Origin of the sequence: Dorea sp. AGR2135 (assembly GCF_000420885.1) — a bacterium.
GTDB lineage: Bacteria > Bacillota > Clostridia > Lachnospirales > Lachnospiraceae > Dorea > Dorea formicigenerans.
Genome location: NZ_ATVU01000035.1, coordinates 1 through 23,661 on the forward strand (window position 1 = coordinate 1; position 23,661 = coordinate 23,661).

The following is a 23,661-nucleotide window of genomic DNA, read 5'->3' on the forward strand; positions in this document are numbered from 1 at the left end:
ATTAAATAAACAACGGCTTAACCACAGAAATCTGCTGTTAATCCGCATCAATTATCATAGAAGATTTAAATTTACAGAAAAAATTTCACACCGTCGCTGACCACATCAGGACCACCCGTCCAACGGGTGGTCTTGATTGATTCATCCATCGTAAAATAATGATTGATCCACATTATCCATGGCAGCACCATTATTGTCATTATTTCTCCGTATGTATGTGTCTATTACTTACAAAACTCAAATGCCACATAATACACATAATCATTTTTTGAAAGAAAATCTTCTATTTCCTTGTTTTCTATACTTTTATGTCCTGTTTCATAAAATATCATTCCTTTTTTTTATACGCTCTTCCAGATTCGTTTTTTCTCCTTTTTCTATCGTTTTACATTTAATCTGCTTTTCTATCCAATTATCTTATGCATTTTTAATGCTGTCAAATCATCTCTCTTTTTCTTTATTTACATTTTTCAGTTACAATAACATATCCTTAACAAATGTATTCCGATAGTCGCTCGGTGATATTTTATATCTTTCCTTGAAAACTCGGTTAAAGGTTCTTTGGCTTTCAAAACCACACTCAAAACATATATTAGTTATAGTATCCTGCGTATTTTCCAATGCAGCAACTGCATAATTTAATCGTACTCCATTCACATATTTATTGAAATTACAATGAAAGGTTTTGGCAAACATTCTTGACAATACATATTTACCAACTCCCAAATCGAGTGCCATTTTTTCCAGACTTATTTCATTTCTAAAATTCTTTGCTATATACTCCACGGAATTATAAATCAGATCATCACTTCCTAATGACTTTTTATCAATCATCGGCATGTCAGTAAATACATATGCAATAATTATTTGCGCATAAGCCTGCGCCAATATCGAATTACACTCTGGATTTTTTGTCAAAAAATTGATTGCGTGAACCGCATCCGGATGCACATTTTCTTTCTTTAACACTGGATTCTCAGGACTATATGTTTGCAATTCTTTCAGATATCCAGATAGTACTGCCGGATCAATGTGTAGAAAAACAACTTTGTTTTTTCTTTCTCCGAAGACTTGACAATGATGTATTACATTTGGAAATACGATTGCGAAGTCACCTTCATTCATATCATATAGCTCTAACCCAACTCCAAATGCGATATTACCATTTGTCACATATACAATCTCTATGGCTTCATGTAAATGTGGTGGCATGTGTACTGCTCTTTTCCACTCAACCGATATTCCTTTATCTCTATTTTCATATACTAACAACATTTAGAACCAACTCCTTTTCTTAGCTTTTATTTTGTCATATTGTTTAAGACACATTGTCCCATTTTTATCTGCCCATTTAGAAAAAAGACACTGCATCGTATGATACAGCATCCTTATCCTTTCTATGTGAAAATAGTTGTTGTAAGAACAAATTATGCAAACACAAACATCATATAAAAAACTATTCACTAATCTTGAGCTGCTCTATATTTTTTACTCCCCTAGTTCAATATTTATCGATACATCCTGTGTATCTTCATTGCAACTAACAAATGGTAAATGAATATTTTATATCCTCTTCCGCACTGATATGGTATTCGTCTTCCACATCACTTCCCCAGCTGTCGATACCTCCGACTCCTCTGACTGCTCCGTATACACATAAAACAGTTCTTCTTGCTGGCGGTAATTCCTCATGATGCAAAGCATTTTCAATTTCAGATGCTGTATAAGGAAGGCATGAAAAAGCAAATTCCCGGTCTGTCTTCTCAATACGGAGTGTCTGTGATGACTGATCTGTTCTACTATTATCAAGACTTGTATGTCTGCTGATTTCAAGCCACTCTGTATCCATTCTCATTCCACATTCCTGTGGGACAAGGTAAGGTGTCAGGCTCAAATCCGTCACTTCATAAACACCTTTTTGGGCACCTGCTTTTCGATCCGGATATGTCTCCCCGGGCAATCCTTTATAGATATATTTATCTGCAAGTGTCGGCATGATAAAACGCATTCCAAATACCGGAAGCTCAGGCAGTCCTTTTACTCCATTATAATGTACATCTACCCATATTTTTCCGGATGCATTAACCGTATATGTCACAAGTACCGTTGTTGACGGATTGGATATTGTCTCATAAGTATATTTTACAATAATCTCATCAGCAAAAACATCCCCACCGAAGCTGTTATTGTCCGGTGCATATGGTTTCTGCACTTCTCCATCCATGATAACCTGTGTTTCCTTGCAGTCAATAAACATATCTGCTGAAAGCCAGCTTCCGCTTTTGATATGGAACTTGCTTCCTCTATCGTTGTCTGTCAGCGCTCTCCAGAAAGTAGGTTTTGGGCAACGGTACAGCCACTCATATCCGTTTTTAACGATAGATTCCAGTCCGCCTTGTGCATAAGAAAAAATATAATCAAATCCTTCACCATGTACACCAAGTGTATAGTCACCATAGACCACTCTTAATTTATCTGTATAAGCCATAGTAATACCTCACTTCCTGCATTGCCGGTTTCTCTTTTCTGTCAGCAAATACGATTCCATTTGCTGAGAATTCATAGTCTGAAGGTTTATCGTCAAAATCTCCGCCATAGCGTAAAACTTCTTTTCCTGTCACCGGATCTTTTACAAGAATTGCCTGATCGATAAAATCCCATATAAATCCACCCTGATACATATCATATTTATCAATCAGCTTCATATAAGATCCCAGACCTCCCATGGAATTACCCATGTCATGCATAAATTCACATAAAATATATGGTTTCTTCGGATTGTTATTCAAATACTCCTCTACATCCTCCGGCTTTGCATACATTCTTGTTTCCAAATCAGAAATCGTATCCTCATATGCCCTATTGTAATAAGAACTTTCATAATGAACTAATCTTCCATCTTCCTTTTCAGCAAAATAAACGTTCATTGCTTCAATGTCATCACCCGCATAAGATTCATTTCCTAAAGACCAGAATAAAACGGATGTATGGTTTTTAAATGTTTCAAAATTGTTTCTTGCACGATCAAGTACAGCCTCTTTCCACTGTGGGAAAGATCCCGGCACATTGCAGGATGGTTCGATTGCCCCTAATTTCTGGAAAGATCCATGACTTTCCAGATTTGTCTCTGCCATCACATAAATTCCTGCATTGTCGCACATATAATACCACGGTATCTGATCCGGATAGTGACAGGTGCGTACCGAATTAATATTATTTCTGAGCATACATGCGATATCTGCTCGCATATCTTCTAATCCAATGCATCTTCCTGTTTTTGGATTCCACTCATGACGGTTTACTCCTGTAATAACCAGGCGTTTTCCATTTAAATAAATAATCTTATCAATAATCTCAATTCTTCTGAAACCAATATCGTAAGGAATTACTTCTACTAAACTTCCATCTTCTGCTTTAAGTTCTACATACGCATGATATAAATAAGGATCATGATTATCCCACAATCTAACAGTTTCTAAATCAATACAGATTGTACCCTTTAAGTGGTCATTTTCTTTCTTTAACTGTACAGATTTTTCTGCTGCCAGATTTTCTTCCCTGTCTTTTAAAATAAAATCAGCGGTTATATTCTGAGCATCCGGTGCAGATACTTTCATGCTGACAGATACGCTTCCACTTACATTATCCTGATTCAACACAGGTTGAAACCATACATCATCCATATGTACATCCGGTACCGCTTTCAAAGTAACATTTCTAAAGATTCCAAAAAAGCGGAAAAAGTCCTGGTCCTCTAAAAATGCTGCTGTGCTCATCTTATGAACCTGAACTGCCAGCACATTTCCCTTTTCTTTTATATAAGGTGTCAGGTCAAACTCAGAAGGCGTAAAACTATCTTCTGCATAGCCCACAAACTGCCCATTCAACCACAGATACATCGCCTCTTCTACACCTTCAAAACAAATATGGATTCTTTTCCCACACATGCTCTTATCCAGGTCAAAGTATTTGATGTAGGAACCTACCGGATTGTACTCTGCTTCTGAAAACATTCCTTTTTCTGCTCCAGTCGCCTCCATGCTGTAAGCTCCTCTGTGGTACTCTTTTCCTTCCCACGGATACATGGTGTTAATGTAGCGGATCTTATCATATCCAGCCAGTTCAATATGTCCCGGAACCATAATTTTATCGAATCCTGATGCATCAAATGTTTCCTCATAAAAATTAACTGGTCTGCTCTTTACATTTTTACTATAAAAAAACTCCCACTGGCCGTTTAATGACTGAAATAATGGGTTTTTCTCTTTTTTCATGTCCGAATAATCCGAATAGTAGGAATGATCACTATGCGGAGCTAATTGATTCACCTTAAATACTTCCGGATTATCCAACCATTGCATATCAGCATTCATATTTTTCCTTCCTTTCCAAACAAATCCCAAAAAAGATTTTTGGGATTCGTTCGTTAAAAATTTCTTGTTCTATTTTAGTATACACCTACAAATGAGATTACAGGAGCAACTCTTGAATCTTCAATACGAATTTCGATTGCATCTGTTTCTACGCCCTGCAAATCGATGATCTTCTTATAACCAATTGTGGTAGCATCCACCATTTTCTCTTTTCTTCCATCTTCTGCCGCATACCATACAGAAAACTTCTCCACTCGCTGACTGAAAGGAATTGCCTCTTTTAATACCAGATAAGATAATTTCTTTTTCTCTGTCCATTGCAGATAAATTGTCAATTCTCTGTCACCGGCTTTATTTCTGAACACATTCTCATAATCATCTACTCTTAAAAGATCTGCATTTTTACCTTCCGCATCCTGTTCCGGAGTTGTTGTAATTTCTGCGATATCTGCCAGATTGTCTTTAAACGTGCTTCTTATAAAATCTCCAAGCATTTTTACATTATTAACATCTGTCTGATGAAGTTTTCCATTTTTCATTGGAGGAAGATTCAACAGAAGTGTTGTATTTCCACCAACTGAAGATAAATAAATCTCTTTCAGGTTTTCGAAAGACCGAACTTGATCATCTTCTTCCTCATGATAGAACCAGCCTGGACGGATAGAAACATCTGTTTCTGCCGGATAATATGCTAATTTTTCTTCATTACGCAGGCATTCACGGCTTCCAAGATCTGCCTGTGTTTCATCTAACGGACGATTTCTGAACTCTTCATTATCTTCCTGCTGGCTGAGCTGTGCTGTAATCGCCGGATCTGTCATATCTGCTGCAACGACACTCCACTCACTTGGACGGACCTGTCCGGCTTCATTTCCACACCAGCGGATATCCGGACCTGAAATTGAGATCACAGCATTTGGCTGGAGTTTACGCATTACTTCATAATATCTCTGCCAGTCATAAACCTGTTTCTTTCCATTGCTGCCTTCGCCACAGGCTCCGTCAAGCCAGATTACAAATATGTCACCGTAGTTTGTCAGAAGCTCTGTAAGCTGATTCACATAGTAGTCATCGTATTCTTTGCCTTTTCCATAAGATTCATTATTTCTGTCCCATGGTGAGAGATAGACTCCAAATTTCAATCCATATTCTTTACATGCCTCTGCTGTTTCACGAACAATATCACCTTTTCCGTTCTTATAAGGTGCGTTTTTAATACTATGCTCTGTATACTTGCTTGGCCATAAGCAAAAGCCATCATGATGTTTACAAGTCAGTATTAATCCCTTCATTCCACCTTCAGCAGCTGTCTTTGCCCACTGGCGGGCATCTAACTCTTCAGGATTGAAGATAGATTCCGGTTCATCACCTAATCCCCACTCACTTCCTGTAAAAGTATTTACTGTAAAATGGATGAAGCAAAAATACTCCATATTCTGATAGGCAATCTGTCTTTTGCTTGGTGTAACTGAAATTAAGCGTTCATCCTCTTTCATACCCTTGTATTCCATTTTAACACTCCTCCAACTGTTTTCTAAGCTTTTTGTTCGCATCTTCTACATTCATTCTTGACATGATAAATGTAATGATCAATGACAATACCATCGGAATCCACAAATACATAACATGCAACATGTTCAGGCAGGATTCTGGCTGGATTGTTGCTTCTTTCACAAATCCACTTGCATCAAGTAACCATCCACAAAGAGCAACTCCGATTCCTCCTCCGATTTTTGTACCAAAGGAAGTACAAGAATACATTGTTCCGTCAATGTGTTTATGTTTTGTAAGGTATGTATATTCTGAACAACTTGCAACTACAGCTCCCATATCCCCCTGCCATGGTGCCATTCCAAGTGCTGCAACTGCTGTAAATACAAGCATAAGTGGAACGCTGCCCATATAACCGGCAAAAATCACTCCGACACGCCCTGCTGTTCCGAGAATATAACCAGCAAGATTCATTCTATATAAACCTTTCATCTTTTCTACCAGCATAGGTGTGATACACATTGCAATGATGACAGGAATATTGATTGCCCATGAAAATACAGAATATAAATCTTCATTTTTCAGTATGTAAATCATGTAATAAATTCCCATATTTAACATAGCTGAATAAATCTGCTGACAAATATAAGTAGCACAGATCATAAGATAATATTTATTGGAAAATAAAAGTTTTGCTGCCTCTACCAGACTATACTTTTCTTCTGTGTAGTCTTTACCTACTTTTAATTCTTCTTCTGGAAGCTCCTTGATTGAAAATACGGAAATTGTATTTACAATCAATCCAATGATAGCATATACTACAGCAACTGTTCTCCAGGCAGCTGCTCCACCGCCTGCTACTCTTACAAACTGAACTGTAACAGACTGAATAAGCAAGCTTGTTGAAAATGCAAAGATAAAACGCCATGATCCCATCTCTACACGTTCTCTGCTGTTTTTTGTACAAAATGTAACCAATGATGCATATGCAATATTATTTGCAGTAAAGAATACCGCATTTAACAGTGTATATGCAACAAAGAACCATGCATACTGAGCTGTTGTTCCAAGACTGTCCGGTATTGCAAAGTTTGCTACAAGTGTTACCGCACAACCTATATACGCATAGAGCATCCACGGTCTTGCTTTTCCCAGTTTGCTTTTTGTTTTGTCAATCATAGTTCCAAAGAACATGTCGCTGATTCCGTCAAATAACTTTGATACCATGATCAACGTTCCGATAATACCCGGGTTTAAACCTACTGTATTGGTCAAATACAGCATTACGAATGATGACAAGAATGCATACACAACATTTCCTGCCAGATCTCCCGAACCATAACCTACCTTGTTATACCATTTAAGGTATTTTTTCTCTTCCATGTGAAACTTCTCCTTTCCACAACTTTCTTTAGTTTCCACAACTTTTATATAATTTTACAAAAATTATATAAAAATTTTACGTCAGAATAAATATCATAAATGGAACAAAACATACACAAAATAACCTTTTTACTTTTGTTTTTCGTTGTTATCCATCATTAGAAATGGACTTATCATGAAATTTGTGTTAAAATCAAACTAAATCTATCATTTTTGTTTAATTTTCAGACACTTTCTAATTGTTTTCATATACGGAGGTAGCAATGTACACAAACAATGCATATCTGAATGATTCGCATATAGACAGAAAGGATAAATCAAATCCACTTGTTGTAACAATGTGCGGAACTTATAAGTTATATACCAAACCAAAACTTCCTACATGGAGACCCCGTGGCAGAGTTGACTTTCAATTATTATACGTTGCTTCCGGGAAAGCTCATTTTTATTTTGATAAGGATAGTACTGATACAATTGTGCATGCTGGTCATATGGTTTTATATCGCCCCAAAGAGCCTCAAAAATATGTCTATTATGCCAAAGATCACACAGAAGTATATTGGGTTCACTTTACCGGAAGCAGTGTCACAAATCTACTTCGTTCCTATGGCATAACCAAAGATAAGCGTGTCTTTTATTGTGGTTCTGATCCTGAATATAAAAATCTTTTTTCGGTTATGATAAAAGAGTTACAGATGTGTAAATCTGGTTATTCCGAAATGCTCGAAATGTATTTAAGACAGATTTTTATTAGATTACAGCGTCATTTTGAGCAAACGATTATAACAGACACATCCCAGATAGCAAAAGAAATAGACAAAGCCATTGTTTATTTTAGTGAACACTACAATGAAGCAATTAATGTTGATGCCTATGCTAAACAGAACCACGTCAGCACAAACTGGTTCATACGCAATTTCAGGTTATATACTGGGATTACGCCAAAACAGTTTATTTTGCAAAAAAGAATCAATAATGCTGAAACGCTACTGCAAAATAAGCAATATAGCATTAAGGAGATTGCACAGATAATAGGTTATGATAATCCTTTATATTTCAGTCGAATCTTTCAACGAACGATAGGCATATCTCCATCTGAGTATCGTAAAAACATATAAAGTGCAAAAAAAGGAAGAGTTGATCAGTCATATTTATCAACTCTTCCTTCTTGTTTGCAAATTTTGTCCACCTTTTATATTTATTTGGCAAGTAATATTTCGTTTCACATTTTATAATGACCTTGTCAACAGAAAGGAGATGAACTTCTATGAGAAACAAATTCCACAACTTTGTTCAACAACTACTTAACTTTTATGCAGACTTTTTTACTCGCAGATATTATCCTTTATAATATGCAGTTGTTTCCACAACTTTATTTCCACAACTGATATTTAAATTTCTAGGATTGACTTTTTACAAACTTTTATTTTGTTTCACATTTTATAATTGCCTTATCAACAGAAAGGAGATGTATTTCCATGAGAAACAAGTTTTATAACTTTATTCAGCAACTGCTTAATTTCTATGCAGACTTTTTTACTCATAGATTTTATCCTTTATAGTATGCGGTTGTACCCACAACTTTAATTATCCTCACCTGATAGTTAATCCATAGGATTAATTTTTCACAAACTTTTATCTTTTACATCACTTAACACCTCTTCTGTCGCTTATGATTATGTATGCCTATGTGTGATATTTATTATTAGAAATAATCCATCTAGTTGTTTGCCTTGTTATCCGATGGCAGTCTCACTTCTCCGGTCCTTTTCTTCTTAATAGAATTCTGTGTTTCCATCTGTGTTGGAATATAATCGCTTTCCTGCAGAAATACTCCTGCCGCCTCAGCATATGATTCATATTCAGCTGCTTTCATTCTCTTTAACATTTTTGCCAAAGCACTGTTCTTGTCTCTACTCACCTGACGTGTGCTGATGCCCAGTTCCTCTGCTGTTTCCTTAACTTGATTTGTGACAAATCGAAAATCATGGATATCTGGCATAATGCCTGCCTCTTCCCTGCATCTTGATATGCTCTTCCTTTCCGGCATCTACCTGTTAAAAAGGAAGCTTTTTCAAATCTGCAACCTGTTTTTGGGTATAAAAAAGGCCATGCCCTTCCGGGCACAGCCTGACGCCTTAAAATTTGAGAAAAGAAAAACCTCCGCAAACATTACGTCTGCGAAGGTCTATTTCTCTCAGCATATCAATTCTAACATGCACGTATTTTCATTGTAATACCATTCACATGCCAGTTTACTGTCAGTTCACTGCCACTTTACTTCCACTTTTCTTCCAGCTTATTTCCTTCATCTTATTCTGTATCTTTTCCGGTCGTGTAAATGCCCAGAGCATTGTTGCATACAACCGGATTACTTTCTTACTTAGAGTGAAGATTTGTCAGGCCAATCGTATATTTCAGCTCACGGAAAGAAGTTTCGATTCCCCATATGCCGATATTTTAGAAATGCCGATTTTTGCCTTTCTGAAATATTGGATTTACAGGACTTTATAAATATATCGGCATTTCTTACTATAGAGATGTAACCAGTCATCGCTATAGAAAGGAGACCGTGTATGATAAAATCCTACCCGTTACTAAAACCATTAACTGATCAGCTCGTGAAGGAGGTGAGAGCCTACGGGATACTGGAAGTGTCTTTAGAACAGTATCAGATTGTTTGTAATTCGATAGTACGCTTTGCGCAGTCATCACAGGTTGATTCCTACAGTCCGGAGTTGATGGATTCCTACAAGGACAATCTTGACACCAGGTGTTCTTCCGGTGAGATATGCAAGGAATATCATCGATTCCAACTGCGTGTTATGCGTATGCTATCTTCACTTGCGGAAAGCGGCATTGTTGATTTTTCGAGCACTAAATCTCATCCGCTCAAGTACATTGTATCCGACGAGACAAGCAGCCTCGTGGAAATAATTCTCAACAGTTACCCTATCAGCAATGCAACAAAAAAGGATCTCCGAGCCCCTACCAGACATTTTTTGTGGTACGCTGAACAGTTCGGGATAAAGCCGCAACGTATTGATGACACTATAGTCATGTCATTCCTGATTGATGAAGTACTGGTTTCGAACAGCGGCAGTACCGGACGTACGTTAAGGTGTGTAAAGTATGCCACAGAATACCTTCGGGCTCATGGGAATGATTGCCTGCACCGTGATTATACTCTTCTGAAGCTGAAAAATAATCACCGGCGTATTATCCCGGCCTATTCTGAAGAAGAAATTTCGGGAATAGCCCAGGCAGCTGATACAGATAGCACCATTGGAAAGAGGGATCTTGCGATTATACTTGTTGCATACTGCACAGGGCTTCGCGGAATCGACATCATAGGCATTAAGTTATCAGATATAGACTGGCACAATCACAAAGTGTCAGTAGTGCAGTCAAAAACTCATACGCCAATCGTATCTGAACTGAACGGTGCCACCTTGAACGCCCTTGCTGATTATATCCTCGACTGGCGTCCTAAATGCGATATTACTGAGGTTTTCGTAACAGTAAAGGCTCCGTATCGAAGACTGTCAAAGGGATTTGGCAGTATGATTGACAAGTATTGCGAAAAAGCAGGCGTATCCAAAATCGCATTTAGAGGATTCCATAGTTTACGGCGTTCCTTTGAAACGGTTATGGTGTCAAGAGGAGTTCCCATTGAAACCGTGTCCCAGATGATGGGACACAAATCCATTATTGAGGATAAACCGTACATTACACACGATACGCACCAGATATCATTCGTGGCAATGGATTTTTCGGATGTGCCTATTACCAGCGGGTTCTATTTTGGACATACAGAAAGTGCCGGATCCCTGGAGGGAGGTGCTGGAGCATGACCCTTGATAAAAAACTCAATGACGCATTTGAGGAGATGATGAAATATCGCCAGTCCATTGGATACGCCACCGCTACATATAGGAGTTCGGTTCCTCCATTTATAAACTTTTGTGTAAAGAACCATCCCCTGTCTGCCCGCATTACCCAGGAAATGGTAGACGAGTGGCTCATTTATTATCCTTATACTGTCAACAGCAAATCCGTCTTCCTCTCTCTCCTGCGGGAGTACACGAAATACCTGAAATTCCTTGGATATGATGATTATATACCGGATGACGACTATGTAGTAAAGCGTATAGCTTTCAATCCATACCTGTTTACGGATGATGAACTCTCCGGGTTATTTAAAATGATTGACTCATATGTTGGCAAAACCTGTGGGAAAAGATATCTGCCAGAGATTGTGCTTCCTGTGTATAGCCGGTTGCTTTACTGCTGTGGTCTTCGCCCACAGGAACCACCTGCGATACGAACAGAGGATGTAAACCTGATTACAGGAGACGTTTATATACGACAATCCAAGAGGCACAAGGATCGGCACATCATTATGTCAGAGGATATGCGCGCGCTCTGTCAGAAATACGATTCCGTAGCAGGAAAGAGGCAATGGTTCTTTCAAAAATGGGACGGCACACCATACGAAGCATCGTGGTACAACCAGATATGGAGGAACCTGATCTCAAAGAGCGGCATTTCATGGAAGGGGACTCCAAGACCTTATGATCTGCGATATCCAAACTTAAATAAAATCCAAACCTTTTGCAGATGGCGCAGGAAATACGATACATAACACGTGAAAAGGTTTGGATTTTATTTTTATCCTTTCTTTCGGACACCGCAGAAATTTACGAGAGAGCCATCAGAGTTTTTCCATTTTGCAGATACTTTTTTATCGTTCTCATCTTCTAAAGTAGCAAGTGCTTTTGCTTTCTCCTCAGTTGTGATGTCAAGATAGATCATCGTAGTCTGGAGCTGTTCATGGCCAAGCAAAAAGGAAATCTGTACGATATAGGCTGTATTACCTAATGGATGTTGTGGATCGAATTATAATTTTACAGAATGGACAGATCGAAAGAGATATAGATGCCGCATCATTTTGGAAGTATGACGATACGGAAGTTATACACATGGGGTTACGTTCACGGAATCCGACAGTGTTTCAAAAAAATACCTTCCATAAGTCAAAAAAAGGTATTATCAATATCTATGACTTTTCCTTTGCATATGACAAGAAGCATTCCCTATTAGATATTCCAATGCTATCTATTCCTAAAGGAAGTATTGTGGCAGTTCTTGGGCATAATGGAGCAGGGAAAACCACCTTTGGAAAATGCCTGTGTGGACTGTTGAAAGGTGCAAAAGGAACGGTTGAGATGGATGGAGTTTCTTATGATACAAAGGAACGGTTGAAAATCAGCTATATGGTTATGCAAGATGTAAACCATCAGCTTTTTACGGAAAGTGTTCTAGATGAGATTCTGTTAAGCATGTCTGGAGAAGATGAAGAATTAGATAGAAACAACGCTATAAGCATATTAGATAGTCTAAATCTGGAAGCGTTCTCGGAATATCATCCTATGTCTCTTTCAGGAGGGCAAAAGCAGAGAGTGGCTATTGGCAGTGCAATCGCCTCAGCTAAGTCCATTCTCCTATTTGACGAACCTACCAGCGGATTAGACTATCATCATATGCTGGAGGTTGCAGATAATCTACAACAACTCAGTAATATGGGAAAAACAGTTTTTGTGATTACTCATGATCCAGAATTGATCGGAAAATGCTGCAATTATTTCGTCTTTATAGAAAATGGGAAAGTTAAATGGAGCGATGGCTGGAATTATATTAGTAAACAAAAACTATCGGAGTTTTTTGTACCTGTAGATAGAAACTATGAAGCTACATAAATCATGGGAGGACTACCTGAAAACCATCCTTGTTCTCCATAAGAAGATGGGCATGGTGCGCTCCGTAGATGTGGCCCGGCACATGGAGGTGTCCAAGCCCAGTGTGTGTCATGCGGTGGCAACCCTACGGGACGGGGGCTTTCTCACGATGGACGAGGATTACTTTCTCCATCTGACCGATGTAGGCCGCGAGGTTGCCGAAAAAATCTATGAGCGCCATTGCTTCTTTACTGAGCAGCTTATCGCAGCGGGCGTCGACCCTGAAACTGCGGAGGCCGACGCCTGCCGGATTGAACACATCATCAGCGACGAGAGCTTTTCACGGCTGAAAGAGGCAGCCGCACAAGAGCAAGAATAAACTGAATAAGGCAAGCTATCCTGCCCCGCCAGACGGGAAAGGAAAAAACCGTTGCAGGGCAGGTAGCTTCGTGCGCTCATAATGAATTATCAGAGTATTGCGGCGGTTTTGAGAAATCAAAGCCGCCGTTTCTTTATGCCCTCGACAAAGGAGTGACGCCTATACGCTGACACGGCGGCTTTAAGAGGGAGCCGCCATGAAGCACACTGACTGCCGACAAATTCAGACGAACTTTGCACTACCGTCAAAAAAAGCTCGGCCGTAAACGGTAAATTCCATCGCTAAATAAATCTTTTTAAATCCGGTTCCATCATTCAGCATGGCTAAATACCTTTATGAAAAGCTGTAATAATTCAGCCGAAACATTTGAAAAAATTTCTGCTGAAAATCCCTGAGGATTCGTCAGTTTGATCACTGGAATTGCACCTGTACTATCTGAAGATGAAAGTTTTTCTTCTTCTGGTATTTGAGGCTTTGGATTCGATATTTCGATAAACTCAGGTGAGGTTTCCTGGAACTGTTCCAGATATACTTCCCGAACTCGTCGAAGCCGATAATAGTAGTTCGCTTTTGTAAGATTATTCTGGGCACACCATGTTTCAACATCCATTCCCTTTGGTCTGCTCTGACAGTCACGGACCTGTTCTGCCCATTCCTGGATTCTAGTCTGCTGTGCAATTAGACTCGTTTGTGTAGCCATAATCACCACTCCTTGCATAGTCGGTCAAAAAAGTTGAATACTTAACTTTTTTGATTCTGTAGTTTTTGTTGAGTGTAATTATGACATAAGCTGAACGTATAAAAAAGGTACTCGGGTTTTACCGTTTACCAGCAATCTATCACAGAACAGTTGAAGAAAAATAATGCAATGAAAATGCAATCCTATAAAGGAAAAGCTGTAAAACCCTTGTAAACAAAGGCTTTACAGCTCAGCTTCAACTATTCAAACTCGACAATTACTAATCAATTTTGTTTAGAGATTATTTATTGCCATGTTCGCTTTTCTTTCAATTATTTGATTTATCCATATTATCCTGCCTATACAGGCTAATGTTGTCAATTTGTTATCGGTATTGATAACACCCGTTCCGTAGCTGTGGATAATAGCAATATATTCCGATTCAGATTATAAGCGGTTTTGCTTAGGAAATCAACCATTTGTTTCTGTATCTTCAATAAAATTTTTCTTTAATGCCGCAATCGTATCTTGGTTCTTTCTCAAAAGCTCTAATTGCCTATATGCTTTTTCTCTTAATATTTTTAACCTTTCAATTTTAGGCACTTCCTGTCTTATCAAATCTGCGTTTGTATCTTCCAGATTGATAAGCACAACCAATTCTTCCGCTGAAGCAAAATCTCGGATATTAGGAGTTTTCCCTTTTATTCCTTTTTCACTTCTCCATTGTGCTGCTGTTTTCCCAAACAAAGCCATATTTAGAATATCTGCTTCTGACGCATATGTATATGCCATTTCCTGCAGAGATAATGTGGGCGTTATCAAAAATTCTTTTACTGCATCTGTGTGGATACGATAATTTATTTTTGAAAGTTCTCTCTTTACATCCCACCCAATCGCTAACCGATCTGCTTCATCTTTCTTTAGTCTCTGATAATCTTTGATGATATAAAGCTTAAATTCCGGAGAAATCTATGAAGCAAACTCAAACGCTATATCTGTATGAGCATAAGTACCGCCATATCGTCCCGATTTTGATACGATACCGATTGCATCCGTTGCTTTTATCCACTGCTGTGGTGTCAATGTAAAAGCATTATCTCCAGATTCTGCTTTAAACCTATCGAATTCGATAGGTTTAAAATTGGGATTGTGAATTTGTTCCCACAAGCCCAAAAATGAAATCGTAGAATGATTGCGCATCCAGTTTGCTACCACGATAAAAGCATTGTCTGGATTTTTATATTTTGCAATATCAGTGAGTGAAATGTAAGCATCTTCATTAACAACATCGCCCATCACTCTGATTTCTGTTCCATTAGCATCTATTTTCATGTTTTTCAATCTTGGTTTTCTCCCCTTCTACATTACGGATACCCTTTTTCAAAATAAATTTCTAATTTTTCTTTTCAATTTCTCGCCATATGTAACCATCACATCAATTTTCGCAACTGGAATTTAACGTTCTCTTTTATGCCTATCAATAAGCAACAAAACAAACATAATAAGCCATATCCCCCATGCGATCCAACAGCCTATTCCTTGATATTGGATATCTATGATTATTCCAATAATAAAAGGAACTGACATAAACATCATTCTTTTTCCATATGCCTTACACATGGCATTCTCATCGTATTTCTTTCGTTCATCCGCTGATTTCATATTATAACCCGACAAGAATTTAGCAGCTTTTCCTTCTGATTTATAAAACCACATTCCAAACAAAAACATAATCACTGCCATCATAAAGTCAAAAACAATATAGAACATATAATACAATTTCTCCTTTCAGCCAATCACTCTTATCTCTTTGAATTTTCTACATTACTCTTCAGCTTTGACCAAACATAGCAAATCAGTATATCCTGACTGCATAAGTAATTGCTTAAAACCAGACATCACTTCTTCTTTTGTATAATTATTATTTTTCAAAAACTCACTATCCTTCTCACTAAGGTATTGGTAGAAAAGAGCTGCTGCCATTACCTCATTTCTGTCTGTATAATCAATGCTATCTAAAAGTATATTCTCTGCTTCGTTAATTTCCCCAGAATCAATCATGTCAAGAAAATCTTTCAAATTTTTCCCTGATACTTCATATTTATTTTCTTTTTCAAGTTCAACAGAAACATACTTTTTCCCAAACATTAAAGAAAATAATACTCTTACCATTTCTTTTATCATTCGCATAATATAGTCTTTTTCGTCTGTGAAATACATTCTTCACCTCCATAACTTTCAACTTATCCTGTTGTTCTTAATTATACATCAAACAGTATTATTGTAAAGTAGAGAGCAAGCCATTTCCTGACTTGCCCTCCATTATGTTTTTACTGGTAAATTATCTCTTTGTCCACAATCTCTCTCGCACACGCCTGAATATTATTCATCCTGCCTACCCATTCCAATGCGTTATCTGCCTTTAACTGTTCGGTAATTCCTTGAACCTGTTTCATCTGCTCCACAATTCTTTCAAATCGTTCCTGTGCCTGTTCCTCTATATCTGCCAGATAACTATTCAATCTGCCACTCATCAGCAGATCCAAATATGCACTCCTGCGGTATTCCTTCAAATACCGCAAATGTCTTTGTCCCCATACTCCAACAACTCTCGATTCTTCTTCCTCCGGCAAGGTAAGATTGGGGATAAAGTAATCCCCACATCTTACATAAGTGCCGCCCATTTCTTCAAAAATTGTTTTCTTCATAATCTATTCCACCTTTCTCATCGTTCTCTGTCCATAGATTTCTTCTTTGTTGACTGTTTTGACTGCTGTCTGCTTTCCTGTTGATAGCGGTGTAATTTTCCCCGTATGCTTGTCTTTTTCGGCAGTTCTGATGGTTGCTCTTTTATCGGTTCAGTCTGATTTTCCCATGCCCGCAGTTCCTCATCATATTCCCTGACCAGCTTTTCCGATTTCTGATACGTCTTTGCGAAAGACTGCACGTCTGGATATCCTGCCTGTTTTACAGTCTGTTCCATATCCGTGTGGATACGTTTTTCCTGTTTCTCTGCCTGTTCAATTCTGCCCTCTAAGGATTTCCGCACTTTTCCTTTGAAAAATCCTGTTGTCTCGGAAAGCTGTTTCTTCAATGAAGAAATCTCCTGCTGTGTAGACTTCATCGCCTGTGACTGCTTCTGAAGTTTCTCCATCAGCTTTCGCATATCATTCCATTCCTGCCGTACCGCATTATCTGCCCGTATTTCTGCTTCTTTCGAATTGTTCTTCCCGATTTTCTTCGTTGCCAGATACACGCCGCCCTGCTGAAATACAGACAACTTTTCGGATTCCTCTTTCACATGGCTGTTGATGATTTCCGTAAACATTTCCTTGACTTCTCTGGTAAAAACATCACTCTTAAACCATTCATCTTTCTTTGTAAAAATGTGGCTCTCATAAACTTCCCCTTTTGGAATAATGCTGCACCCTGCCCGAAGATTCCCCTGCTCATCTAAAATCTCTTTCTTCGTGCGTCTGTGCTTGCCCTGTTCATCATAAAACATATTTCTGGTAGCAATTTTCACTTCGGGATGTTCCAGCATTTTCCGTTCGCTGAATACAAGATGGATATGGTAATTGGTCATTCTTTTATTATGGTGAAGTGCCGCACTGCATTCCACATCGTACCTTTTATGAAAGCTGTCCGTGAAAAGCCTTACCACATCATCCGCCTTGTACTCAACAAAACTTTCTGGAAGTGCAATGATAAATTCCCGTCCTTCAATGCATTTTCCTGTTGTTCCGCTTGTCTTAAAATCCATCTGATTTTCTCTTGCAAGATTTTTTCAGAACTCCGGTGTTGCTCCTTCCGTCTGGTAGGTCGCATAGAGATGTTCCTGTCTTTTCGGATTGGAAATATAATCAATTCTTCCTGCAACATCGGATAGCTTGTTTTGTCTGATAAATGAATGTCTGCCTATAAGCATTCTCCTTTCCGGCTCTCGCCTATTTTTACTGTGAGTAGGTGCATAGGCACCTGTTTACGAACTAACTGCCGTTTCCGGCACAAATAGCTCCCGGCAGGGCGAAATACCCTGAGTACAAACCTCTGCTGTTGTGGGCGGTGCTTCTGGCAAGCACCAGCTTTAGTGTGTATAAGAACTTTACTGCCATTGACACCCACACGGTACATGAAAAAGAAATCATTCAACTAAGATTGAACGATACCAACGGTATTGAGAATTTCGTCAAGAACTTTGCGAAAGCCTACTACTCATGGGATACCAGCAAGGAAGCCATTGAAGCAAGGACAACAGAAATCAGTAAATACCTTACCAAAGAATTACAGGACTTGAACGCCGATACCATCAGAACGGACATACCAACCAGTGCGACCGTTACAAATGTGCTGGTCTGGAATGTAGAACAGTCTGGAACGGACGATTTTACCGTTGCCTACGAAGTAGATCAGCAGGTAAAAGAGGGAGAACAGACACAGGCAGTCACAGAAAACTATACCGTGACCGTTCATGTGGATAAGAACGGTGCAATGGTCATTACCCAGAATCCTACCCTTGCTCCGGCAGTGCAGAAATCAAAGTATGAACCGAAAGCACAGGAAACAGATGTCAGTGTCAGCTCCGATACTGTCAAGGACGTTACCGCTTTCTTGGAAACATTCTTTAAGTTCTATCCGACAGCTACGGAAAAAGAACTTGCCTATTATGTCAAAGACGGTGTGCTTGCTCCTGTATCCGGCGACTATGTATTTTCAGAACTGGTAAACCCTGTCTTTACCGAAGACGGCGATAACCTCAAGGTCAGTGTGTCTGTAAAGTATCTGAATAACAAGTCGAAAATGACGCAAATCTCACAGTATGAGCTTGTGCTTCATAAGGACGATAACTGGAAGATTGTAGAATAAATGTTACAGCAGAATAGTATGGTAATTGTTTATCCAATCCATACTATTCTGCTTACAATTAGATTGACAAAATAAGAATCCCTCTCATATAATTGGTTGCAATGGTATTGAGGAAATACAACCTTAAATGTATAATGGGAAAGTAGCATTGCAGGAATGAGGTAGGCTAATGAATAAAATATTGATTATTGAAGATGATTTAGAAATAAATGCGTTATTGGCTGATTTTCTAAAAGAAAAAGGATATGCTGTGCATTGCCAATATGATGGACTTCATGTTCTGGATTTTTTGAATAAAGAAAAAATTGATTTGATTATACTTGATATTATGCTTCCTTATCGGAGTGGTGATATTATTTTATCTGATGTACGCAAGAAATTTACGATACCTGTTATTATTATTTCAGCGAAAGAAACTACACAAAATAAAATCGACTTGCTTCGTCTGGGAGCAGACGATTATATCACAAAACCTTTTGATATGGAAGAAGTGCTTGCCAGAATTGAAAGTAATCTGCGAAGAGTACAATTTCAAAATAGCCAGACAGAATGTTTGCAATATAACAATCTGACTTTAGACCTAGAGAAAAATACAGCATTTTTGAATGGAATAGAATTATCCTTAACCGCTAAAGAATTTGGCATTTTAGAATTGTTGATGAAATATCCAGATAAAGTATTTTCAAAATCGAATCTTTTTCAAAGTGTTTGGGATACAGAATATATTGCTGAAGATAATACACTTAATGTTCATATCAGTAATTTACGCAATAAATTAAAAGCGATATGCTCTGATACAGAATTTATTGATACTGTTTGGGGCATTGGCTACCGCCTACATAAAGCTAAGGATTAAACGTTCCTTAGCTTTATTATTTTTTTAACTTTTCTCATTACGATTTAAGAAATTCTTTAAAATTGCCCGTTATACTGGTTTAAGTAAAGGAGGTTTGGGATATGAGTTCAATTATTTTAGAAGCAAAGTCTTTAACCAAAGAATATAAACAAACATTAGCATTAGACCACATAAATTTACAAATAAAAAAAGGAAAAAATTATGGATTTATTGGTCAAAACGGAGCAGGTAAGACTACTTTTTTAAGATTAGTCACAGGGCTTGCGTTTCCAACAAGTGGTACACTTTCTTTATGGGGAAATTCTGGAACAGAAGAATTGCAGAAACAGCGTAAACGAATTGGAAGTATGATTGAAACGCCTGCTCTATTCCCGTCAATGACTGCCTATCAAAATATGGAAGTACAGCGTATTCAACGAGGCATACCAGATAAATCAGTTATTAAAAGGACATTAGATATGGTTGGATTGCAAGATACAGGTAAAAAGAGTGTCCGCAATTTTTCATTAGGTATGCGTCAACGATTGGGGATAGCGATTGCACTTTTAAATACACCAGAACTATTGATTTTAGACGAGCCCATCAATGGTCTTGACCCTGCTGGAATTGTAGAAATCAGAAATTTATTAAAAATTTTGAATAAAGAATATGGTATGACCATTTTGGTTTCAAGCCATATCTTAGAAGAATTGTATCAAACAGCATCAGAATTTATTCTGATTGACCATGGAAAAATTATAGAAGAGATTTCTGATTATGAATTAAATGAACGGTGTAAACGACATATAGCAATTAAAACAACAGATGTTCAGAAAACGGTTCTGGTTTTGGAAGAGAATCTTCATACAGATAACTTTAAACTAATGCCAGATGGCATAATTCGTTTGTATGATTATTTGAATGATTTAGAGACAGTTGCGTCTGCTTTGGCAGAATCGCACATTCTTGTAACAGGACTTTCTGTATCTGGCGATACTTTGGAGGACTATTTTTTGAGCAAAATAGGAGGAACAAAAGATGTCAAATCTCCTAAAAACTGAGTTATATAAGTTGTTTCACAGTTGGTATTTTTGGGGAATTGGAATATTCAATCTCCTTTTAAGTAGCATATTGCTGTTAGATAGTAAAGAACGCTCTTCAAACTTAATTATGGCATCATTATACAATATTCCGTTACTCTATTTTTTGAGTATAGTGTTTATAGCATTGTTCATTGGAAGTGATTTTAGTGGAAGAACTTTAAATACTTATATTACTGCCGGACATAAAAGAAGTTCTATATTTAGAGTAAAGTTAATTGTATCTCAAATAGGTTGTATTATCATTCTGGTATTTCCATTATTTGTACATGGAATTATTAGTCAATTTTATATTGGAGAAAAACTTTTTTGGAATGATAGCACATATACTATGGTTTTACTAACTCTGTTTGCCATGATAACACTGTGTGCATTACCGATGTTTTTTGCTTTTATTTTTCGTGATATGGGGAAAACACTGACAGTTTCAATGGTTTTATTTTTTGTTATGATTTTTTTGCTGAACAGTGAATCTGCACAAATAATCAGCAGAATAGTACCAATGGGACAACTTAGGTTAATTTCATTGCAAAAGGTCTATTCGACAAACTTTTGCTTGTTTGTAGATTTTTTATGGAATTTTATTTTATATTTCATTGCAGGTAGTGCTTTTTTACATACAGACTTGAAATAACCGGAGGTGTTTTTTATGGATAAATTATTAAAACTGGAAAAATATCAGTTGTTACATAATTCTATTTACTGGTGTGGTATGATTGGAATATTTATTTTAGGATTTTTTACAGCAGATACTTATGTTACAGAGGTCATGGGACCGACAGAAGAAATTGCTTCTTCTCTTGCTGATATTTTTAATGGAATGGTGTATGATTCTACGTTTCTTCTTATCATCATGTCGGCTATACTTGCTTTGATTTTAGGACAGGAATTTTCTAAGAGAACAATAAACTTAGAGGTCAGTGCTGGACATTCCAGAAAACAAATTTTTACAAGTAAAATAATATCGTATTTAATTGCTTTTAATCTTATGGCTCTTGTCTATCCAGTTTCAGGGTGCATAAGGGAATTTGGACGCTTTGGTGTTGCAGACGTGGGAATGTTTTTTTACAATATTATAAAAGCAATCATTTATTCTTGTCTGCTTAATAGTGCGATATTTCTAATTGCAATACTTATTTGTTGCTATTTACAGGATGCTGTAAAAGCAACCTCGGTTACAGCAATTATTATTTTTGGTCTTAGCTTATATCTTGGCTATGGAATGATGTTGAGATTACCAGTCGGTTTTTTACCTACTTATCAAATCAGAATCGTTGTCAGCATGAAAACCTTTTTTCAACCGATAGCTATTTTAGTAGGATGTATATGGTCTGGTATATTGGTATTGCTTTCGTGGATAAAATTTTGTACATGTGATTTTAAATAGGTGGAGAAAATGTCTAACATAGAATGGATTTTAATTATCATAACAATATTTTTAGTAATACTGCTATTTCGATATATTCAATTAAAAAAACAAATCCGTAATCTTGCGGATCAAGTTAATGAATTGAATTCTGGAAATTCACAGCAGATGTTAGACATTTCGTTGATTGATAAAGATTTAGAAAGACTGGCTGGTATATTGAATCAATATAATATCAGACAACGACAGGCTGTTGCAGGCGTATTACGCAATGAAGCGTATTTAAAAGAATCTGTTGCTAATATATCACATGATTTGCGTACACCTCTTACAGTCATTCTTGGTCATTTACAATTATTGCAAAAAGAAAATTTGGAATCCATTCAAGCACAGCGTGTAAAAGTGATTTTTAGCAAAGCCGAAAAAATGAAAGAATTGGTAGAAACATTCTATGACCTTTCTATTTTGGAGGAACAGCAGACAGTTCCAGAAAAAGAAAAGTTTAATATATCTAATATGTTAATAAATTTAATTACGGAAAATGCCGTTGCATTAGAAAAGGAGAATATTTTACCCGAAATAAATCTCCCAGATTATTCAATATACGTATATTCTGATAAAAATATGGTAGAACGAATTTTACAAAATCTGTTGACAAATGCAATTAAGTATTCTGTTGGAACGATAAAAATAACACTTATGGAGAAAGAAAATAATAATATTATATTTACCATTGAAAATCCAATGAGTGACAGTTCAGAAATTGATTGCAATCGACTTTTTGACCGTTTTTATACAGGCGATAAATCAAGACATAATGGAAGTACAGGATTGGGACTTGCGGTAGTAAAAACACTTGTTGCCATTCTTGGCGGAAATATTGTTGCAAAAGTACATGCCAATAGCCTTATTATTACTCTTGAATTATAAAGTATTGAAGATATATTCGTATGATAATTCATTGAAGAGTGGACATGACGGTGTGAAATTTTTTCTGTAAATTTAAATCTTCTATGATAATTGATGCGGATTAACAGCAGATTTCTGTGGTTAAGCCGTTGTTTATTTAATAGCAAATTTAAATTGGTATGTCAAGAGACGGTGTGAAATTTTTTCTGTAAATTTAAATCTTCTATGATAATTGATGCGGCTTAACGGCAGATTTCTGTGGTTAAGCCGTTGTTTATTTAATAGCAAATTTAAATTGGTATGTCAAGAGCGCCCAGAGAAATCTGGGCGTATATTTACTCTTGGCCGTCCAACTTTTATTGTTATATTAGCCGATCCGGGTACATGATTTCCAGTTCACCACGTACTTTGCCCCAATTCCGGATTGGCATTGTCCATTTTTTTGCTATCTCAAAAGTTCCTAAGTATAGTGCCTTCATCAGTGCCTGTGAGCTTGGGAATACGCTTCTCTGCTTGTTCAATCTACGATAGCACGAATTCAG

22 protein-coding genes and 3 pseudogenes are annotated in these 23,661 nt (G+C 37.3%); 11 read left to right on the forward strand and 14 right to left on the reverse strand.

Translation table 11 applies throughout. The annotated features are described in order from the left end of the window. Nucleotides 1–474 precede the first annotated feature (474 nt). The 5 genes from G593_RS0115860 to G593_RS0115880 form a co-directional block, all read right to left on the reverse strand. The gene (locus G593_RS0115860) at nucleotides 475–1,275 is read right to left on the reverse strand and encodes an AraC family transcriptional regulator (RefSeq protein ID WP_005341792.1); all 801 of its coding nucleotides are present in this window, start codon (nucleotides 1,273–1,275) and stop codon (nucleotides 475–477) included. A gap of 265 nt (nucleotides 1,276–1,540) precedes the next feature. Beyond that, nucleotides 1,541–2,488: a beta-galactosidase small subunit gene (locus tag G593_RS0115865; protein ID WP_005341793.1), complete on the reverse strand. Its 948-nt coding sequence runs from the start codon at nucleotides 2,486–2,488 to the stop codon at nucleotides 1,541–1,543. Beyond that, on the reverse strand, nucleotides 2,472–4,373 hold the full coding sequence (locus G593_RS0115870) for a glycoside hydrolase family 2 TIM barrel-domain containing protein (RefSeq protein ID WP_029732339.1): 1,902 nt from the start codon (nucleotides 4,371–4,373) through the stop codon (nucleotides 2,472–2,474). Before G593_RS0115870 ends, G593_RS0115865 begins: the two co-directional genes overlap by 17 nt. Before the next feature lie 74 nt (nucleotides 4,374–4,447). Continuing rightward, entirely contained in the window at nucleotides 4,448–5,884 is a 1,437-nt protein-coding gene (locus tag G593_RS0115875; RefSeq protein WP_029732340.1) for an alpha-L-fucosidase, read from the reverse strand. A gap of 1 nt (nucleotide 5,885) precedes the next feature. Beyond that, the gene (locus tag G593_RS0115880; protein ID WP_005341798.1) at nucleotides 5,886–7,247 is read right to left on the reverse strand and encodes an MFS transporter; all 1,362 of its coding nucleotides are present in this window, start codon (nucleotides 7,245–7,247) and stop codon (nucleotides 5,886–5,888) included. Nucleotides 7,248–7,510: 263 nt separating this feature from the next. Between G593_RS0115880 and G593_RS0115885 the strand changes: the two genes are divergently transcribed. Beyond that, nucleotides 7,511–8,365 carry an AraC family transcriptional regulator gene (locus G593_RS0115885; RefSeq protein WP_029732341.1) on the forward strand — a complete coding sequence of 285 codons (855 nt, stop codon included), beginning with the start codon at nucleotides 7,511–7,513 and terminating at the stop codon, nucleotides 8,363–8,365. Nucleotides 8,366–8,967: 602 nt separating this feature from the next. Here the strand turns inward: G593_RS0115885 and G593_RS0115890 are convergent. After that, nucleotides 8,968–9,249 (reverse strand): hypothetical protein, encoded by a 282-nt coding sequence (locus G593_RS0115890; protein ID WP_005341807.1) that lies wholly within the window; start codon nucleotides 9,247–9,249, stop codon nucleotides 8,968–8,970. A gap of 574 nt (nucleotides 9,250–9,823) precedes the next feature. On the opposite strand from G593_RS0115890, the gene G593_RS0115900 reads away from it, so the two are divergent. Both G593_RS0115900 and G593_RS19130 read left to right on the forward strand, forming a co-directional pair. Further along, nucleotides 9,824–11,101 (forward strand): site-specific integrase, encoded by a 1,278-nt coding sequence (locus G593_RS0115900; RefSeq protein ID WP_005341809.1) that lies wholly within the window; start codon nucleotides 9,824–9,826, stop codon nucleotides 11,099–11,101. Further along, nucleotides 11,098–11,892 carry a tyrosine-type recombinase/integrase gene (locus G593_RS19130; protein WP_005341816.1) on the forward strand — a complete coding sequence of 265 codons (795 nt, stop codon included), beginning with the start codon at nucleotides 11,098–11,100 and terminating at the stop codon, nucleotides 11,890–11,892. Before G593_RS0115900 ends, G593_RS19130 begins: the two co-directional genes overlap by 4 nt. A gap of 26 nt (nucleotides 11,893–11,918) precedes the next feature. Here the strand turns inward: G593_RS19130 and G593_RS19780 are convergent, their stop codons facing one another. Further along, nucleotides 11,919–12,092, reverse strand: coding sequence for a hypothetical protein (locus tag G593_RS19780; RefSeq protein WP_242827118.1), 174 nt, complete (start codon nucleotides 12,090–12,092; stop codon nucleotides 11,919–11,921). A gap of 35 nt (nucleotides 12,093–12,127) precedes the next feature. Here G593_RS19780 and G593_RS0115915 point away from each other — a divergent pair, with 35 nt between their 5' ends. Further along, nucleotides 12,128–13,006 carry an ATP-binding cassette domain-containing protein gene (locus G593_RS0115915; RefSeq protein ID WP_242827119.1) on the forward strand — a complete coding sequence of 293 codons (879 nt, stop codon included), beginning with the start codon at nucleotides 12,128–12,130 and terminating at the stop codon, nucleotides 13,004–13,006. Then, on the forward strand, nucleotides 12,993–13,364 hold the full coding sequence (locus G593_RS0115920; protein ID WP_029732343.1) for a metal-dependent transcriptional regulator: 372 nt from the start codon (nucleotides 12,993–12,995) through the stop codon (nucleotides 13,362–13,364). The genes G593_RS0115915 and G593_RS0115920 overlap by 14 nt, the downstream gene beginning before the upstream one ends. A 310-nt stretch (nucleotides 13,365–13,674) precedes the next feature. Here the strand turns inward: G593_RS0115920 and tnpA are convergent, their stop codons facing one another. From tnpA to G593_RS18820, 6 genes and pseudogenes are all read right to left on the reverse strand, one after another. Further along, on the reverse strand, nucleotides 13,675–14,064 hold the full coding sequence (tnpA, locus tag G593_RS0115925; protein ID WP_005341842.1) for an IS66 family insertion sequence element accessory protein TnpA: 390 nt from the start codon (nucleotides 14,062–14,064) through the stop codon (nucleotides 13,675–13,677). Between the two features lie 450 nt (nucleotides 14,065–14,514). Next, nucleotides 14,515–15,375, reverse strand: a pseudogene (locus G593_RS21600) (KilA-N domain-containing protein). A gap of 123 nt (nucleotides 15,376–15,498) precedes the next feature. Further along, nucleotides 15,499–15,813: a DUF3784 domain-containing protein gene (locus G593_RS0115935; protein WP_005341847.1), complete on the reverse strand. Its 315-nt coding sequence runs from the start codon at nucleotides 15,811–15,813 to the stop codon at nucleotides 15,499–15,501. Nucleotides 15,814–15,867: 54 nt separating this feature from the next. Continuing rightward, the gene (locus G593_RS0115940; protein ID WP_004614494.1) at nucleotides 15,868–16,263 is read right to left on the reverse strand and encodes a DUF6483 family protein; all 396 of its coding nucleotides are present in this window, start codon (nucleotides 16,261–16,263) and stop codon (nucleotides 15,868–15,870) included. Between the two features lie 110 nt (nucleotides 16,264–16,373). Then, the gene (locus G593_RS0115945; RefSeq protein ID WP_005342939.1) at nucleotides 16,374–16,751 is read right to left on the reverse strand and encodes a TnpV protein; all 378 of its coding nucleotides are present in this window, start codon (nucleotides 16,749–16,751) and stop codon (nucleotides 16,374–16,376) included. A 17-nt stretch (nucleotides 16,752–16,768) separates the two neighbouring features. Beyond that, nucleotides 16,769–17,971 (reverse strand): annotated as a pseudogene (locus G593_RS18820) (MobA/MobL family protein). A 65-nt stretch (nucleotides 17,972–18,036) separates the two neighbouring features. Between G593_RS18820 and G593_RS0115955 the strand changes: the two are divergent. The 6 genes from G593_RS0115955 to G593_RS0115980 all read left to right on the forward strand — a co-directional run bounded on the left by G593_RS0115955 (nucleotide 18,037) and on the right by G593_RS0115980 (nucleotide 23,140). After that, nucleotides 18,037–18,909, forward strand: a complete 873-nt coding sequence (locus G593_RS0115955; protein ID WP_044912466.1) for a conjugal transfer protein — start codon at nucleotides 18,037–18,039, stop codon at nucleotides 18,907–18,909. Nucleotides 18,910–19,078: 169 nt separating this feature from the next. Then, the gene (locus G593_RS0115960; RefSeq protein ID WP_005342931.1) at nucleotides 19,079–19,765 is read left to right on the forward strand and encodes a response regulator transcription factor; all 687 of its coding nucleotides are present in this window, start codon (nucleotides 19,079–19,081) and stop codon (nucleotides 19,763–19,765) included. A 101-nt stretch (nucleotides 19,766–19,866) separates the two neighbouring features. Further along, nucleotides 19,867–20,805, forward strand: a complete 939-nt coding sequence (locus G593_RS0115965) for an ABC transporter ATP-binding protein (protein WP_029732345.1) — start codon at nucleotides 19,867–19,869, stop codon at nucleotides 20,803–20,805. Then, a complete protein-coding gene (locus G593_RS0115970; protein WP_005342926.1) occupies nucleotides 20,783–21,478 on the forward strand; it encodes an ABC transporter permease in 696 nt (231 codons plus the stop codon). The genes G593_RS0115965 and G593_RS0115970 overlap by 23 nt, the downstream gene beginning before the upstream one ends. A gap of 15 nt (nucleotides 21,479–21,493) precedes the next feature. Continuing rightward, a complete protein-coding gene (locus G593_RS0115975) occupies nucleotides 21,494–22,231 on the forward strand; it encodes an ABC transporter permease (RefSeq protein ID WP_005342919.1) in 738 nt (245 codons plus the stop codon). A gap of 9 nt (nucleotides 22,232–22,240) precedes the next feature. Continuing rightward, complete coding sequence (locus tag G593_RS0115980; RefSeq protein WP_005342912.1) at nucleotides 22,241–23,140, forward strand: sensor histidine kinase; 900 nt, start codon at nucleotides 22,241–22,243, stop codon at nucleotides 23,138–23,140. A 341-nt stretch (nucleotides 23,141–23,481) separates the two neighbouring features. Here G593_RS0115980 and G593_RS20615 read toward each other — a convergent pair. Next, nucleotides 23,482–23,661 (reverse strand): annotated as a pseudogene (locus G593_RS20615) (IS256 family transposase); the annotation flags it as partial.